This is a genomic window from Streptomyces tibetensis (genome assembly GCF_007655005.1).
GTDB classification, from domain to species: domain Bacteria; phylum Actinomycetota; class Actinomycetes; order Streptomycetales; family Streptomycetaceae; genus Streptomyces; species Streptomyces tibetensis.
Genome location: NZ_SZVW01000003.1, coordinates 1 through 16,022, shown reverse-complemented (window position 1 = coordinate 16,022; position 16,022 = coordinate 1). Strand labels below are relative to the sequence as shown.

Annotated in this window: 13 protein-coding genes, 1 rRNA gene and 1 pseudogene; 3 read left to right on the top strand and 12 right to left on the bottom strand. The window is 73.2% G+C overall.

Features of this window, described 5'->3' with window-relative positions; genetic code table 11:
- The first annotated feature begins 50 nt into the window (after positions 1–50).
- Entirely contained in the window at positions 51–1,697 is a 1,647-nt protein-coding gene (locus tag FDO69_RS04935; RefSeq protein ID WP_104778523.1) for a PucR family transcriptional regulator, read from the top strand.
- Between the two features lie 4 nt (positions 1,698–1,701).
- On the opposite strand, the gene FDO69_RS04930 is transcribed toward FDO69_RS04935, so the two are convergent.
- From FDO69_RS04930 to FDO69_RS04910, 5 genes are all read right to left on the bottom strand, one after another.
- A complete protein-coding gene (locus tag FDO69_RS04930) occupies positions 1,702–2,844 on the bottom strand; it encodes a glycosyltransferase family 4 protein (RefSeq protein ID WP_104778522.1) in 1,143 nt (380 codons plus the stop codon).
- A 265-nt stretch (positions 2,845–3,109) separates the two neighbouring features.
- On the bottom strand, positions 3,110–4,828 hold the full coding sequence (recN, locus tag FDO69_RS04925) for a DNA repair protein RecN (protein WP_104778521.1): 1,719 nt from the start codon (positions 4,826–4,828) through the stop codon (positions 3,110–3,112).
- Positions 4,829–4,999: 171 nt separating this feature from the next.
- Complete coding sequence (locus tag FDO69_RS04920) at positions 5,000–5,905, bottom strand: NAD kinase (protein WP_104778520.1); 906 nt, start codon at positions 5,903–5,905, stop codon at positions 5,000–5,002.
- On the bottom strand, positions 5,902–6,717 hold the full coding sequence (locus FDO69_RS04915) for a TlyA family RNA methyltransferase (RefSeq protein ID WP_104778519.1): 816 nt from the start codon (positions 6,715–6,717) through the stop codon (positions 5,902–5,904). Before FDO69_RS04915 ends, FDO69_RS04920 begins: the two co-directional genes overlap by 4 nt.
- 31 nt (positions 6,718–6,748) lie before the next feature.
- Complete coding sequence (locus FDO69_RS04910) at positions 6,749–7,048, bottom strand: hypothetical protein (protein WP_104778518.1); 300 nt, start codon at positions 7,046–7,048, stop codon at positions 6,749–6,751.
- 42 nt (positions 7,049–7,090) lie between these two features.
- Between FDO69_RS04910 and FDO69_RS04905 the strand changes: the two genes are divergently transcribed.
- A complete protein-coding gene (locus tag FDO69_RS04905; RefSeq protein WP_104778517.1) occupies positions 7,091–7,438 on the top strand; it encodes an SCP2 sterol-binding domain-containing protein in 348 nt (115 codons plus the stop codon).
- On the opposite strand, the gene FDO69_RS04900 is transcribed toward FDO69_RS04905, so the two are convergent.
- The 4 genes from FDO69_RS04900 to FDO69_RS04885 all read right to left on the bottom strand — a co-directional run bounded on the left by FDO69_RS04900 (position 7,422) and on the right by FDO69_RS04885 (position 11,522).
- Positions 7,422–8,318, bottom strand: a complete 897-nt coding sequence (locus FDO69_RS04900) for an ABC transporter ATP-binding protein (protein ID WP_104778516.1) — start codon at positions 8,316–8,318, stop codon at positions 7,422–7,424. The two genes, FDO69_RS04905 and FDO69_RS04900, sit on opposite strands and share 17 nt — an antisense overlap.
- An 8-nt stretch (positions 8,319–8,326) precedes the next feature.
- Complete coding sequence (locus tag FDO69_RS04895; protein WP_104778515.1) at positions 8,327–9,364, bottom strand: FecCD family ABC transporter permease; 1,038 nt, start codon at positions 9,362–9,364, stop codon at positions 8,327–8,329.
- Entirely contained in the window at positions 9,361–10,404 is a 1,044-nt protein-coding gene (locus FDO69_RS04890; RefSeq protein ID WP_104778514.1) for a FecCD family ABC transporter permease, read from the bottom strand. The genes FDO69_RS04895 and FDO69_RS04890 overlap by 4 nt, the downstream gene beginning before the upstream one ends.
- Before the next feature lie 86 nt (positions 10,405–10,490).
- Entirely contained in the window at positions 10,491–11,522 is a 1,032-nt protein-coding gene (locus FDO69_RS04885; protein ID WP_104778513.1) for an HAD hydrolase-like protein, read from the bottom strand.
- A 72-nt stretch (positions 11,523–11,594) separates the two neighbouring features.
- Between FDO69_RS04885 and FDO69_RS04880 the strand changes: the two genes are divergently transcribed.
- Positions 11,595–12,887, top strand: coding sequence for a DUF1015 domain-containing protein (locus FDO69_RS04880; RefSeq protein WP_104778512.1), 1,293 nt, complete (start codon positions 11,595–11,597; stop codon positions 12,885–12,887).
- 170 nt (positions 12,888–13,057) lie between these two features.
- Here the strand turns inward: FDO69_RS04880 and FDO69_RS04875 are convergent, their stop codons facing one another.
- The 3 genes and pseudogenes from FDO69_RS04875 to rrf all read right to left on the bottom strand — a co-directional run bounded on the left by FDO69_RS04875 (position 13,058) and on the right by rrf (position 15,882).
- Positions 13,058–13,909: a tetratricopeptide repeat protein gene (locus FDO69_RS04875; protein WP_170320850.1), complete on the bottom strand. Its 852-nt coding sequence runs from the start codon at positions 13,907–13,909 to the stop codon at positions 13,058–13,060.
- A gap of 780 nt (positions 13,910–14,689) precedes the next feature.
- A pseudogene (locus FDO69_RS43225) lies at positions 14,690–15,484 on the bottom strand (tetratricopeptide repeat protein); the annotation flags it as partial.
- 281 nt (positions 15,485–15,765) lie between these two features.
- Positions 15,766–15,882, bottom strand: a 5S ribosomal RNA gene (gene rrf / locus FDO69_RS04860).
- Between the last annotated feature and the right edge of the window lie 140 nt (positions 15,883–16,022).

The following is a 16,022-nucleotide window of genomic DNA, read 5'->3' as shown; positions in this document are numbered from 1 at the left end:
TGCCCCTCCGGAGATGTCCGCGAGGCACCCGCGCGGGTAGCGTCCGGCACATGGACAGCGGGACGGACAGCGCGCACGACACCCAGGGCGCCGGGATCACCGTGCGGCGGGCGCTGGAGCTGCCGGGGCTGCGCAGCGGGCTGCCGGAGGTACTGGCGGGCGCCGAGCGGCTCGGGCGGACCGTGCGCTGGGTGCACGCGGGCGAGGTGCCGCACATCGCCTCGCTGCTCAAGGGCGGAGAGCTGCTGCTGACCACGGGCTACGGTCTCGGCACCCGGCCCGCCGAACAGCGGGCGTTCGTACGCACCCTGGCCGAGCGCGGCATCGCGGCCCTGGTCGTGGAGCTCGGCCCGCGCTTCACCCGGCTGCCCGCCGCCCTCGTCGACACGGCGCGCGCGGCCGGGCTGCCGCTGGTCCAGCTGCACCGCGAGGTGGCGTTCGTCACGGTCACGGAGGAGGTGCACACCGAGATCGTCAACGGCCACTACGCCCTGCTGCAGCGGGCCGAGGAGGTGCACCGGCGCTGCACGCAGGCCGTGCTGGGCGGTGGCGGCGTGCCGCAGGTCCTCGGCATCCTGGCCGACTTCGCCGGCAACCCCGTGTTCCTGGAGACGGCGGACGGGCAGTTGCTGTACGCCGCCGGGTCCGGTCCCGAGGGCGCGGACCCGCTCCAGGTGTGGGAGGGGCTGCGCGGCCAGCACAAGGACGAGCCGCCGCTCGCGGGGTCGGTGCTGGTGGACGTGCCGGGCGGCGGGCCCGGCAGCGGGGGCGTCCGGGCGCGTCTCGTCCTGCTGCCGGTGCGCACCGCGCCGGCGCCGGTGCACCGGATGGCGGCCGAACGGGCCGCGGGCATCCTGGCCGTGGTGCTGATGCAGGCGCGCCAGGAGGAAGAGCTGGCGGCGCGCGGGCGGGGCGACTTCCTCACCGACCTCGCCGAGGGCCGGGTGACGGCCGAGGACGCCCCGGCTCAGGCCCGCGTGCTGGGCTTCCGGCCGGGCGAGGGGCCGCTGCTGCCGGTGGTCATGCGGCTCGGGGAAGCCCTGTCCCCGGGCGGGGGAGGCTGGGCCGTGCCGGCCCGGGCGATCTCGGAGGAGCTGGCCTCGGTGGGCGTGCCGGTGCTGCTCGGCGTGCGGCCGCTGGAGGGCCGCGTGCTGGTGCTGCTCGGGCTGCGCGCGGAGTCGGAGCGGGCGGCGGTCGCGGACCGGGTCGCGGCGGCGCTGCGGGCGGGTGTGGGCCGGGCCGGGATACCGCGGCCGGGCGGGCAGCCTCCCGTGGTGGTCGTGGGGACGGCCGGCGGCTGGCCGGCGGCGGCAGCGGGCCTGCGGCACGCGGCCGAGACGGCCACGGCGGCCCAGGGGCTCGCGGACCGGCCCTGGTACGACGCCCGCCGGCTCGACATCGACTTGCTGCTGTGGCGGCTGCGCGACCATCCGGACCTGGCGGCCTTCGTCGACCGCGCCCTCGGCCCGCTGCTGGAACACGACCGCCGATCCCGGCCGCCGCTGCTGCCCACGTTGACGACCTACCTGGCCCACGCGGGACGCAAGGCGGAGACGGCCCGGGAGCTGCACCTGAACCGGCAGACCCTGTACAACCGCCTGGCCCGCATCGGGGAGTTGCTCGGCACGGACCTCGACGACCCGCAGACGGTCCTGGCCCTGAGCCTGGCCCTGCGGGCCCGCAGGCACGTCCCGTAGCGCTCTACGCGAGGGGGCGGGGCTGCGTCAGCTCGTCGTACACGCTCAGCACCTGGGCGACCGTCTCGTCCTCGGTGGGCCAGGTGGCGGCCTGCCGGGCGCCCCTGGCCGTCAGCAGTTCCCGGCGCGCCGGGTCGTCGAGCAGCCGTACGACGGCGTCGGCGAGGGCCTTGGCGTCGCCGTACGGGACGAGTTCGGCCGCGTCGCCGACGAGTTCGGGGATGCCGCCGACCTCCGTCGCGACGAGCGGCACGCGCGCGTGGAGGGCCTCCTGGGCGAGGACGGAGCGTGCCTCCCAGCGGCTCGGCAGCAGGGCGAGGTCGGCGGCGGCGAGCAGGTCGGTGATGTCCTCGCGCCGCCCGATGAGCCGGACCGGCAGCCCCTCCTCCTCGATCCGGCTCTGGAGTTCACCGCGCAGCGGCCCCTCCCCGGCGATCACGACCAGCGGCACGGGATCGAGCCGGCGCCAGGCGCGCGCGGCGTCCAGCAGCACGTCGTACCCTCGGTGCCGTTCCAGGGAGCCGACGGCCATCAGCAACGGCCTGCCGATGGCGCCGAGTTCGGCTCGCACCTTGGGCCGCAGCCGGTCGGGGTCGTCGGGCTCGCGGGGGCTGCGGGGACCGGGCAGTGCGACGGCCGCGAGCCGGGCGTCCCGCGCGCCGGTGAGCCGGGCCCGGTCCACGAGCGGCGAGGTCGTGCCCAGCACGACGGTGGCCGCCTTCACGACCCTGCGCTCCAGCACCCGCAGCATGTGGGCACGGGCCCCGTCGGCGTGCGCCCGGTCGTGCCACGTCACCACCAGCGGTGTGCGCACGCGCCGCCCGCTGAGGGCGAGGACGGCACGGAAGGAGGCGTGCAGGCCATGCGCGTGCACCAGATCGGCGTGGGCGCAGGCCGCGCGCAGGGCCGCCACCGACACCGGGTCGCTGCTGCGCGGCACGTGCACGTGATCGGCACCGGCTCCGCTGAAGTCATAGGCGCGATCGGCCTCGTAAGGGGCGCACACCGTGACTTTCACGCCCCGCGCGACGAGCCCCGCGGCCAGCGAGCGCACATGCGCACTGCTGGCGGCATTGCCTCCGCCCAGCACCTGCACGGTGCGCAGCGGCAATTGGCCGTGCGGTGAGTGGCTGCTCACGGGGGTCACGTGGCCGGGCTCCTGGTTCGGGTCGGGCGGTCACGACGCGGTTTCGCACGCGTACTCCGCCAAGGATGCCAGGACGTACGGGGGTTCCGGGAACGCCGGAGCCCCCACTACGCGACAGCGGGGGCGCGGCAACGGGGGTGTGCGCCGGGCCGGGTCACCCACACGAGTGAAATCGGGCGACCCGCCCGGCCTTGGCCGCACCACCGCCGGTGGCGCCGCTCCCGGTCAGGGCCCCGCGCCGCCGACATGATCCCAACGACATGGCCTAAGCGTCCGCCCTGGCCGCCGCGAGCAGCTCCTCCGCGTGCGCCCGGGCCGTCTCGGAGTCCTCCTGGCCGGCGAGCATGCGGGACAGCTCCCGGACCCGTTCCTCGCCCTCGAGGACCTTGACGCCGGAGCGGGTCACGGACCCGTCGTTGGTCTTCTCGACCAGCAACTGCCGGTCGGCGAAGGCGGCCACCTGCGGCAGATGCGTCACGACCACGACCTGCGCGGTCTTCGCCAGCCGCGCGAGCCGCCGGCCGATCTCGACCGCCGCCTTGCCGCCGACCCCGGCGTCGACCTCGTCGAAGAGGTACGTCGGCACGGGGTCCGTCCCCGCGAACACGACCTCCACGGCCAGCATCACCCGCGACAGCTCGCCGCCGGACGCGCCCTTGGCGATCGGCCGGGGCGGGGCGCCCGGGTGCGGGGCCAGCAGCAGCTCCACCTCGTCGGCGCCCGCGGGGCCGTAGGCGACCGGACGGCCGCCGACCTCGACGCCGTCGGGGTCCTCGGTCTGCCGGATGTCGAAGGACACGCGCGCGTGCGGCATGGCGAGCGAGGCCAGCTCGGCGGTCACGGCGGCGGCGAACCGCTCGGCGGCCTCCGTCCGGGCGTCCGTCAACGCCTGCGCCAGCCCGCCCAGTTCCGACCGCAGCGCGTCCCGCTCGGCCGTCAGCTCCCCGATCCGCTCGTCGTCGCCGTCGAGTTCGGTGAGCCGCGCGGCGCTCTGCTCGGCCCAGGCCAGCACGGTGGCGATGTCCTCGCCGTACTTCCGGGTCAGCCCGGTGAGCGCGGCCCGCCGCTCCTCGACGGCCGCGAGCCGCAGCGGATCGGCGTCCAGGTCGTCGGCGTACCCCGCCAGGTCGCCCGCCGCGTCGCGCAGCAGGATCCCGATCTCCCCGACGCGGTCGGCGAGCGCGGCCAGCGCCGAGTCGTGCGACCGTACGGCGTCCAGGGCCCGCTGGGCGCCCGCGACGAGGGTTCCGGCGTCGATGCCCTCCGGATCCTCCGGGTTGCCCGCGAGGGCGGCGTGCGCGGCCGCCGCGGCGGATGCCAGCGCTTCGGCGTGCCCGAGCCGCTCGGCCTCCTCGGCCAGCTCCACGTCCTCACCGGCCCGGGGCTCGACGGCGGCGATCTCGTCGAGCCCGAAGCGCAGCAGGTCGGCCTCCTGGGCCCGTTCCCGCGCCCGGGTGGTGATCTCGTCGAGCTCGGTGGCCACGGCCCGCAGCCGCTTGTACGCCTCGCCGTACTTGGCCAGCGGCCCGGCGACCGCGTCGCCCGCGTACCGGTCGAGCGCCTGCCGCTGCCGGGACAGCTTGAGCAGCCCCTGCTGGTCGGTCTGCCCGTGCACGGCCACCAGCTCGTCGGCGAGCTCGGCGAGCACGCCCACGGGCACGCTGCGCCCGCCCAGGTGCGCCCGCGAGCGCCCCTCGGCGGAGACGGTGCGGCTGATCAGCAGGGCCCCGTCGTCCAGCTCGGCCCCGGCCTCCTCGGCGCGCACCGCGGCCGTGGCGTCGCGGGCAACGGTGATCCGCCCCTCCACGACGGCCTTGCCGGCCCCGATCCGCACGAGCGCGGGGTCGGCCCGCCCGCCCAGCAGCAACCCCAGGCTGGTGACCACCATGGTCTTGCCCGCACCCGTCTCACCGGTGACCGCGGTGAACCCGGGCGACAGCTCGACGACGGCGTCGTCGATCACGCCCAGCGACCGTATCCGCATCTCCTCCAACACGGACACGACCTTACGAGGTCCGGGCCAGGGATTGCGACTGGCCTGCCCTTGTCACCCACGAGAGTGGCGACGCCCTGTTTTTCAGGGGCGCGGGGAACTGCGCGACAAGCCACAGACTCCCCGCACCCGCCGACGAAGCGAAACCATCCCCACAAAACGCTAGTGAGGAGCCCCCCGCCACCCGGAAACAGGCAGCGCGAACTTGGCCACCAGCCGGTCCGTGAAGGACGCGTGATGCAGCCGGGCCAGCCGCACCGGCACGGCCCCGCGCCGCACCTCCACCCGCGCCCCGGCGGGCAATTCCACCGTCCGCCGCCCGTCGCACCACAGCACCCCGGGCGGAATGTGGGGCAGAACCTCCACAGCCAACACAGAATCCGGCGACGTCACGAGCGGCTTCGCAAACAGCGCGTGCGCGGAGATCGGCACCATGAGCAGCGCCTCGACCTCCGGCCACACCACCGGCCCGCCCGCCGAGAAGGCGTACGCCGTCGACCCCGTGGGCGTGGCACAGACGATCCCGTCGCAGCCGAAGCCCGTGACCGGCCGTCCGTCGATCTCCAGGACGATCTCCAGCATCCGCTCGGCGGACACCTTCTGCACGGCCGCCTCGTTCAGCGCCCAGTCCGTGTGCACGATGTCGCCGTTCTGATGCACCACGACGTCGACGGTCATCCGCTCCTCGACCTCGTACGCCTTGGTCACCACCCGGTCGACGACCTTGTCGAGGTCGTCCCGCTCGGCCTCCGCGAGGAACCCGACCCGCCCGAGGTTGACGCCGAGCATCGGCACACCCGAGGCCCGGGCGAACTCGGCACCACGCAGCAGCGTGCCGTCGCCGCCCAGCACGATCAGCAGCTCACACCCGTCGAGGCACTGCGGAGTGGCCTCCCTGACCAGCTCCACCTCCGACGGCAGCGGCAGGTCGCGCGCCTCGGCCTCCAGGACGCGCACACCGAGACCGGAGCGCAGCAGCCCCTTCACGACGAGCTCGGCACTGCGCACGGCCGCGGGCCGGCCCGTGTGGGCCAGCAGGAAAACAGTACGAGCTCGGTTCTCGGTCAACGCGGCCCCTCCGCCACTGCACGGTCTGCCTCGGCCGGGTCCAGTGCCGGTGCCCCGGACCGCAGCCACAGAAAGTATTCGACATTGCCCGACGGCCCGGGCAGCGGACTGGCCGTCACGCCCTTCACCCCGAGCCCCAGCCCCCAGGCCTTCTCGGCCACCCCCCGTACCGCTTCGGCCCGCAGCTGGGTGCTGCGTACCACTCCCCCGCTGCCGAGGCGCTCCTTACCGACCTCGAACTGCGGTTTGACCATCATCACCAGGTCGGCATCCGGTTTCACGCACCGCACCAGGGCGGGCAGGACCAGCCCGAGCGGGATGAAGGACAAATCCCCCACGACAAGATCCACTGGCTCCCCATCGATCGCTTCAAGCGTCAACTCGCGTACGTTCGTACGGTCCTTGACGGTGACGCGTTCATCCTTCTGGAGGGACCACGCGAGTTGTCCGTATCCGACGTCCACGGCGACGACATGGGCGGCGCCCGCCCGGAGCAGGACGTCGGTGAAACCGCCGGTGGACGCGCCCGCGTCGAGCGCCCAGCGCCCCTCGACGGCCAGCCCCTGCGGCCCGAACACCGCGAGCGCGCCGGCCAGCTTGTGACCGCCGCGCGAGACGTAGTCGGGGTCGCTGTCGTCCTGGGCCACCAGGATCGCGGCCGCGGTCTCCACCTGTGTGGCGGGTTTGGTCGCGACGGTTTTGCCGACGGAGACCCGCCCCGCGGCGATCAGCTGCGCGGCGTGCTCACGCGAGCGCGCGAGTTTCCGGCGGACCAGCTCCGCGTCCAGACGGCGACGTGCGACTCCTGCCACGTTCGGTTCAGCTCCTAGGTGCGTGCGGCGATCAGAGGGGGCGACCCGAAGGGTCTCGTTGAGGGGTGGTCGGGTGACGGGCGGGAACCGGAGGTCCCGGGCGTACGTCGAGCGCGGTGAGCGCGTCGCGCAGCCCCCGGTGTACATCCTCGTACACCTCGAGATGCCCGTCCGTGGCGAGGTGGTCCGCGTCGCCGAGCCGGCCCAGGGCGGCGTCCACCTCGGCGGCACCGGTGGGCGTGCGGGGCACGTTCAGGGGAGCGGGGCCGGCGGGGTCGTACGCCGGCTCTTCCTCCGCCGCCGGCGGGAGCTCGGGAACTGCGTCGTCCATGCCCCGACGCTACCGCGAACCGCTGCGGTACCGTCGACCGCGATGGCCACGATCGAGGAGTGCCGCAGCGCACTCGACAAGCTCTCGGACAACATGCAGCGCGCCGAAGGGGACGTCCGCGACGCCGCGGCCCTGGACCGCTCGGTGAGCTGCCACATCACGGACCTCGACGTCACCTTCACCGGCCGGATGCGCGGCGGGCGGATCGAGGTGCACGACACCGTGCAGGGGCCCCCGCCCGCCAAGGCCGAGATCAGACTCGCCATGACCGGCGACGACCTGGTGGCCCTGGTCGGCGGCGAGCTGCACTTCGCCAAGGCCTGGGGCTCGGGCCGGGTGAAGCTGCACGCCGGTGTGCGTGACCTGCTCCAGCTCAGGAAGCTTCTGTAGCCGCGGCCTTCCGGGCCGTCCCCTGCCCGGCCGTGCTCGGAACGCGGGCCTTGCGGGCCGCCGGCACGACCAGCGGTGTGCCCGTCTCCGGGTCGTCGATGACCTGGCAGCGCAGCCCGAATACCTCCTCGACCAGCTCGGCCGTGACGATGTCCTTCGGCGCGCCCTCGGCGATGACCCGGCCCTCGCGCAGCGCGATGAGGTGGGTGGCGTACCGGGCGGCGTGGTTCAGGTCGTGCAGCACGGCGACGAGCGTGCGCCCCTGCTCCTCGTGCAGCTCCGCGCACAGGTCCAGGACATCGATCTGGTGCTGAATGTCCAGGAACGTCGTCGGCTCGTCGAGCAGCAGCAACGGCGTCTGCTGGGCGAGGGCCATGGCGATCCACACGCGCTGACACTGGCCGCCCGAGAGTTCGTCGACGTAGCGGTCGCCGAGCTCGGCGACGCCGGTCTGCCGCATGGACTCCTTGACGACCCGCTCGTCCTCGGTGGACCACTGACGCAGGATGCCCTGGTGCGGGTAGCGGCCGCGGCCGACCAGGTCGGCGACGGTGATGCCGTCGGGCGCCACGGACGACTGGGGCAGCAGACCGAGGGTCCGCGCGACCTTCTTGGCCGGCATCGACTGGATGACGTTCCCGTCCAGCAGCACCCGGCCCGCACTCGGCTTGAGCATCCGCGACAGCGCCCGCAGCAGCGTCGACTTGCCGCAGGCGTTGGGACCGACGATCACCGTGAACGACTGGTCGGGTATCTCCACCGACAGCTGCTCGGCGATGACCCGCTGGTCGTAGGCGAGGGTGACGTTCTCGGCGGACAGGCGGTTCACGGTGCTCCCTTGGTTGTTCAGTCCGCTGCTGGTACTGCTCTCGGCGCGCATGCCCGCCCTCATATCCGGCCCGCCCGGCGCTCACTGACCAGCAGCCAGAGCAGGTAGACCCCGCCGAGCACGCCGGTGACCACGCCCACGGGCAGCTGCTCGGCGCCGAAGGCCCGCTGCGAGACCCAGTCGGCCACGACCAGCAGGGTGGCGCCCATGCACAGCGAGGGCAGCAGGTTCGGCCCGGGCGAGCGGGTCAGGTGCCGGGCCAGCTGCGGCGCGGTGAGCGCCACGAAGCTGACGGGGCCGGCCGCTGCGGTGGCGGACGCGGTGAGCAGCACGGCCGCCACCATGAGCAGCAGGCGTACGCGCTCGACCCGCACCCCGAGGGCGTACGACACGTCGTCGCCCATCTCCATCATCCGCAGCCCGCGCGCGTTGACCAGGACGAGCGGCACGAGCACGGCGGTCAGCGCGAGCAGCGGCCACACCTGGTCCCAGTCCCGGCCGTCCAGGGAGCCGGTCATCCACACGACCGCGCGGGCGGCGTCCACGATGTCGGACTTGGTCAGCAGGTAGCCGTTGACCGCCGTGACGATCGCGGAGACGCCGATGCCGACCAGGACCAGCCGATAGCCGTGCACGCCCCGCTTCCAGGCGAGCAGGTAGATGGCGAGCCCGGTCACCAGGCCGCCGACCAGCGCCCCGACGGCGACCTGGCCCGCGCTGCCCGAGGTCAGCACGATCACCACGAGCGCCCCGGCCGTCGCTCCCTGCCCGAGGCCGAGCACGTCCGGACTGCCCAGCGGGTTGCGGGAGATGGCCTGGAACAGCGCGCCGCCCAGTCCCAGCGAGGCGCCGACCAGCAGCCCGACCAGGACCCGCGGCAGCCGCAGCTCGTTGACGATGAACTCCTGACCCGGATTGCCCTCGCCGACCAGCGTCCGCAGCACGTCGGCGGCCGGGATCGGGAAGTCGCCGGTGCCGATGAGCACGACACTCGCCACGAGCGCCGCGACGATCAGCAGGAGCACGACGGTGAGGGCCCGCACGTCCAGGCGTATCGAGAGCCCGCCGGTCCGCACGGCACGGTTGGTGGTCTTCACAGCTGCGCCGTCCTCCGCCGTCGTACGAGAAAGATGAACACCGGTCCGCCGAGGATCGCGGTGACGATGCCCACCTGGAGCTCCGAGGGCCGGGCCACGATGCGTCCGATGACATCGGCGCCGAGCAGCAGCACGGGCGACAGGATCGCCGCGTACGGCAGGATCCAGCGCAGGTCGGGTCCGGTGAAGGAGCGCACGACGTGCGGCACCATCAGCCCGACGAACACGATCGGACCGCAGGCGGCGGTCGCGGCCCCGCACAGCACGGTCGCGGCCAGCATCGACAGCGCCCGGGTGCGGTTGAGGTTGGCGCCGAGGGCCTTCGCGGTGTCGTCGCCCATGGCCATCGCGTTGAGCGGCCGGGCCAGGGCCAGGGCCAGGACCGTGCCGGTCAGCAGGAACGGCAGGACCTGCGTGATGGTCGAGTTCGTTGCCGAGGCCAGCGAACCGACCGTCCAGAAGCGCATCTTGCCGAGCGCCGCCTCGTCCATGATCATCACGGCCTGGAGATAGCCGTACAGCGCGGCGCTGACGGCCGTGCCGGCGAGCGCGAGCCGCACCGGCGTCGCACCCCGGGACCCGCCGAGGAACCAGACCAGCGCCCCGACCGCGGCGGCGCCGAAGAACGCGAACCAGACGTAGCCGGTCAGCGAGGTGACCCCGAAGTACGTGATGGCCGTGACGACCGCGGCGGAGGCACCGGCGTTGATGCCGAGCAGTCCGGGGTCGGCCAGCGGGTTGCGCGTGAGGGCCTGCAGGACCGCCCCGGCCAGACCGAGCGCGGCACCGGCGAGCAGCCCGAGCAGGGTCCGCGACAGCCGCTCCGCCACGACGACATCGCCGTAGGTCCCCGAGTCCTCGAACAAGCCGTGCCAGACCTGCCCGAGGGACAGCTCTTTCGCTCCGATCGCGATACTCGCCAGCGCGACGAGCACGAGGAGCACGACGGACAGGAGGAGCCCGAAGGCTCGAACCGCCCGTCGGGTCGGGGGCGCGGGGGCGGTCTCCGCGCGCTGTTCGGGGGGACTCTCGACCAACACGCAGTTAGGTTAGCCTACCCTCGCATTGGAGCAGGATTCGGCGTCCCGCCTCGCCTCGGATACCCCGCCCGGGCACTGACAGGCGCTCAGATGCCCAGCCGCGCCAGCGCCTTCCCCCCGTCCAGCTCGCATACGCCCTCACCGGCCGCCGTCCACGCCACGGCACACAGCGCGCGCAGTCCGTCCAGCGCCTCGCCCTCCCCGTCGAGCTCCAGCCGGTCCGCCCCGGCCGTCGCCGTCCAGCCACCGCATCGGAAGCCGCCCTCGCCCGCGGCGACGACCTCCGGCTGACCGGCGAGCATCCCGCGCAGATCGGCGTCCACATACGTCGGCCGGTGCTGCGGTGGCGCGGCCAGCAGCTGCGCCCCGTCGGTGACACCGGTCAGGACGAGCAGCGAGTCGACCTCCCCGTTGAACGCACCCTCGATGTCCGTGTCCAGCCGGTCCCCGACCACCAACGGCCGCTGCGCCCCGGTCCGCAGGATGGTCTCGCGGTGCATCGGGGGCAACGGCTTGCCCGCGACCTGAGGCTCGGCACCCGTGGCGATCCGGACGACCTCCACCGCGGCCCCGTTGCCCGGCGCGATCCCGCGCCCGCTCGGAATCGTCAGGTCGGTGTTGGACGCGAACCACGGCACGCCCCGGGCCACCGCGTAGGAGGCCTCGGCGAACCGGCCCCACGGCAGATCGGGCCCGCCGAACCCCTGCACCACCGCCGCCGGATCGTCGTCGGCCGACTCCACGGGCACCAGCCCTCGCTCGCGCAGCGCGACCCGCAGCCCCTCACCGCCGATCACCAGCACCCGGGCACCCTGCGGCACCTGCTCGCTGATCAGCCGCGCGACCGCCTGCGCCGAGGTGATGACGTCCTCCGCGTCCGTGGGTATCCCCAATTCCGTCAGGTGCCCGGCCACGGTGTCGGGGGTCCGCAGCGCGTTGTTCGTCACGTACGCCAGGCGCATCCCGCCCTCCCGGGCCGTGGCGAGCGACTCGACCGCGTGCGCGATCGCGCTCCCGCCCGCGTACACCACACCGTCCAGATCGAGCAGCGCCGTGTCGTACGCCTCGCTCAGGGCCTGCCCACTGCCCTCGGGCCTCGTCCTGACGCTTCGGCTCATCCCGCATCGCTCCTCGTTCGACGGCTTTCCCCCGATCATCCCCCATGCCACCGACAGCCGTACGATGCCGGGATGAACTCAGCAGGTCACTCGGAGGCAACGGCGCACCGAGGCCTGGAACTCACCCCGTTCCGAGGCCTTCGTTACGACCCCGACCGGGTCGGCAGCCTTGCCGCCGTCACATCTCCGCCGTACGACGTCGTGGTGCGCCCCGACGGCCTGCACCACCTCGAGTCCGCCGACCCGTACAACATCGTCCGTCTGATCCTCCCCCAGGCCGCCACACCCAGCGCCCGCAACGAACGGGCCGCCGACACCCTGCGCCGCTGGCTGTCCGAGGGCGTCCTGACCACCGACCCGGAACCGGGCCTCTACGTCTACGAGCAGCAGGACGGCGACGGCATGCTGCAACGCGGCATCATCGGTGCCCTGCGCGTGTCGGATCCGGCCGAGCAGCTGGTGCTGCCGCACGAGGACGTCATGCCGCACGTCGTCGCCGACCGCGCGGCCCTCATGCGGGCCACCTCGGCCAACCTCGAACCCCTCCTGCTCACCTACCGGGGCGACGGCTCGACGACCTCCACAGCCGATCTGATCGAGCGCACCGCGACCCTGCCGCCGCTCCTGGCCACCACCACGGAGGACGGTTTTCGCCACCGCCTGTGGTCGGTCACCGCCCCCGAGGACCTGGCCACGATCCAGACGGACCTCGGCCGGCACCAGGCCCTGATCGCCGACGGCCACCACCGCTGGGCGACCTACCGCCGCCTCCGCGCGGAGCACCCCTCCCCCAGCCCGTGGGACCACGGCCTGGTCCTCCTCGTCGACACGGCCCGCTACCCCCTCCGGGTCCGCGCCATCCACCGCCTCCTGCACGACCTGCCGGTCGCCGACGCCGTGGCCGCCCTGGAGGGCCGCTTCCGCGTGCGCCGCCTCGACGTGTCGTTGCCCGAGGCCCTCGACACCCTGGCCGACGCGGCCTGCGCCGGCAACGCGTTCCTGCTGGCCGGCGACGGCGCCTTCCACCTCGTCGACCACCCGGACCCGGACCTGCTGGCCCGTACGATCCCCGCCGACCGCCCCGCGGCCTGGCGCACCCTGGACGCGACGGTGCTGCACGCCACGCTCCTCGAACATGTCTGGCGCATCTCCGAGGACTCCCCCGCTCACATCGCCTACATCCACGACACGGCGGCGACGGTCGAGAAGGCGGAACGCGACGGCGGCACGGCCGTCCTGATGCACCCGGTCCGCGAGGAGGTCGTCCGCGAGCTGGCCCGCCAGGGCGTGACGATGCCCCGCAAGTCGACGTCGTTCGGCCCGAAACCGGCGACGGGCCTGGTCCTGCGGGCGCTGGACCTCTGACAGGACGGAAACCGGCGCCGACACGACGCCGACGACATGACACACCGACACGACGAAGGGGCGGAACCCGAGGCCTCACAGCCTGGGTCCCGCCCCTTCTTCTACGGACGTCAGTCTTTTCCCAGGGACGTCAGTCCTCCCCCAGGAACATCAGTCCTTCCCTACGGACGTCAGTCCTTGTCGTTCTCGCTCTTGACGTCGTTCTCGCTCTCGACGTCGTTCTCGCTCTCGACCTCGACCTCGACCTCGCTCTCGACCTCGACCTCGGCCTCGGCCTCGGCCTCGTTCTCGACCGCGGCCTCGTTCGCCTTCAGCGGGGCCGGAGCCTCGTCGTCCTCGTCCTCGACCATGGCGTCGACGAACTCCACGCCGTCCAGCTCGGCGAGCCGGTCCGACGCGTCGGTGCTGCCGTCACGGTCGGCCTCGACGGCCTTCGCGAACCACTCCCGCGCCTCGCTCTCCCGCCCGGCGGCGAGCAGCGCGTCGGCGTAGGCGTACCGCAGGCGCGCGGTCCACGGCTGCACGGAGTTCGCAGCCAGCTCGGGGCTCTGCAGCGTCACGATGGCCGCGTCCAGCTGCCCCATGTCCCGCCGGGCACCGGCCGCGACGAGCCGCATCTCGACCTGGCCGGCCTTGTCGAGCTTGTGCACCTCGGGGGCCCCGGCCATGTCCAGCGCCTTCTCCGGCCGGCCGAGCCCGCGCTCGCAGTCGGCCATGACGGGCCACAGGTCGACGTTTCCGGTCATCCGCTTGGCGGCCCGGAACTCGGCCAGCGCCTCGCTGTACTTCTGGCTGGCGTACGCGGCGAAACCGGCGGCCTCCCGCACGGCGGCGACACGCGAGGCCAGCCGCAGCGCGACCCTGGAGTAGCCGTAGGCGCCCTCGGGGTCCTCGTCGAGGAGCCGCGCGACCATCACGAGGTTCCTGGCGACATCGTCCGCGAGCGTCTTGGGCAGGCTCTGCAGCTCCTGCCGTACGTCCTTGTCGATCTCGTCACCCGTGACGTCCTCGGGGATCGGCAGCCGCTTGATCGGCTCCCGGTCCCGCTCGCGGTCCTCACGGAACCGGCCGGGGCCACTCCGGTCGTCCCGGCCGCGGAAACCACCACGATCGCCGTCACGCCGGAAGCCACGGTCACCGCGGTCGTCCCGCCGGGGCCCGCCCCTGCCGCGGTCGTCACGGCCCCGGAAACCACCGCGGTCGCCGCGGTTGTCGTCCCGGCGGAAGTCACCGCGGTCGCCCCGGTTGTCGTCCCGGCGGAAGTCACTGCGCTCGCCACGGGGGCCGTCCTCGCGACGGAACTCGGGACGCCCGCCCCGGCCGCCGTCGTCGCGCCGGAAGCCGCCGCGCTCTCCGCGGTCGTCCCCGCGGCGCTCGTCCCGGCGCTCGTCACGGCCCCGGAAACCACCGCGGTCGTCGCGGCGGAAGCCGCCGCGGTCACCGCGGTCGCCGTCGCGCGGACGGTCCCGGTCGTCGCCGCGGAAGCCACGGTCGCGGTTGTCGTCGCGGCGGAAACCGCCACGGTCCCGGTCGTCACGGCGGGGGAACCCACCGCGGTCGCCGTCGCGCCGGTCGTCCCTGCGGTCGTCACGCCGATCGTCACGGCGGAAGGCGGGACGCTCACCGCGGTTGTCACGGTCGTCACGCCGGAAGGGCGGACGCTCACCACGGTTGTCACGGTCATCGCGCCGGAAGGGCGGACGCTCACCACGGTTGTCACGGTCGTCACGCCGGAAGGGCGGACGCTCACCACGGTCGTCGCGACGGAACCCACCCCGGTCACGATCGTCCCTGCGCGGCCCGCGGTCACGGTCGTCACGCCGGCCGACGCCCCCGCCACGGTTGTCGTCACGCCGGAAGCCGCCACGGTCGCGGTCGTTTCGACGCTCGCCCCGGTTGTCACGGTCGTCGCGCCGGAAGGGCGGACGCTCACCACGCTTGTCACGGTCATCGCGCCGGAAGGGCGGGCGCTCCCCCCGGTTGTCACGGTCGTCACGGCGGAAGGGCGGACGCTCCCCCCGGTCGTCGCGCCGGAACCCACCGCGGGCACGATCGTCCCCGCGCGGCCCGCGGTCACGGTCGTCACGCCGGCCGAAGCCACCGCCACGGTTGTCGTCACGCCGGAAACCGCCACGGTCGCGGTCGTTTGGACGCTCGCCCCGGTTGTCACGGTCATCGCGCCGGAAGGGCGGACGCTCCCCCCGGTTGTCACGGTCATCGCGCCGGAAGGGCGGACGCTCCCCCCGGTTGTCACGGTCGTCACGGCGGAAGGGCGGACGCTCCCCCCGGTCGTCGCGCCGGAACCCACCGCGGTCACGATCGTCCCTGCGCGGCCCGCGGTCACGGTCGTCACGCCGGCCGAAGCCACCGCCACGGTTGTCGTCACGCCGGAAGCCACCACGGTCACGGTCGTCCCGACGCTCGCCCCGGTCGGGACGATCGCCGCGGTCGCCTTCACGACGCCCGTACCCTCCACGGTCGTTGCCGCCACGGTCGTTGTCACGGCGGAAGCCTCCACGGTCTCCGCGGCCCCCGCGCTGACCGCCGCGGTCGTTCCGGTCGCTCCGGTCCCCCTCCCGTCGCTGCTGGTCGCGCTCCGGTCGGTCGTCGGGAGAGTTGGTGGACATGGTGACTCCTGTCTTCGGTACCGCAAGTCATTCTCGCGCAGCCGGGTGCCCAGCGCGCACTGCAAAAACAAAAAGGACCCTTGGTCCCAGCTGAACGCTGGGACCAAGGGTCCTTCCAAAGATTGTTCGGCGGCGTCCTACTCTCCCACAGGGTCCCCCCTGCAGTACCATCGGCGCTGTAAGGCTTAGCTTCCGGACCCTAAACGCAGAAAACCCCCGCATCCGAAGATGCGGGGGTTTTCCCAAAAATTGTTCGGCGGCGTCCTACTCTCCCACAGGGTCCCCCCTGCAGTACCATCGGCGCTGTAAGGCTTAGCTTCCGGGTTCGGAATGTAACCGGGCGTTTCCCCTACGCTATAACCACCGAAACCCTAATGGTTTCGAGCGAACAAGCACACTCTTCAATTGTGAGTTCAGCTCAAAGCCGACAACTGTTCGTTGTCTCAGAACTAACACAGTGGACGCGAGCAACTGAGGACAAGCCCTCGGCCTATTAGTACCGGTCAAC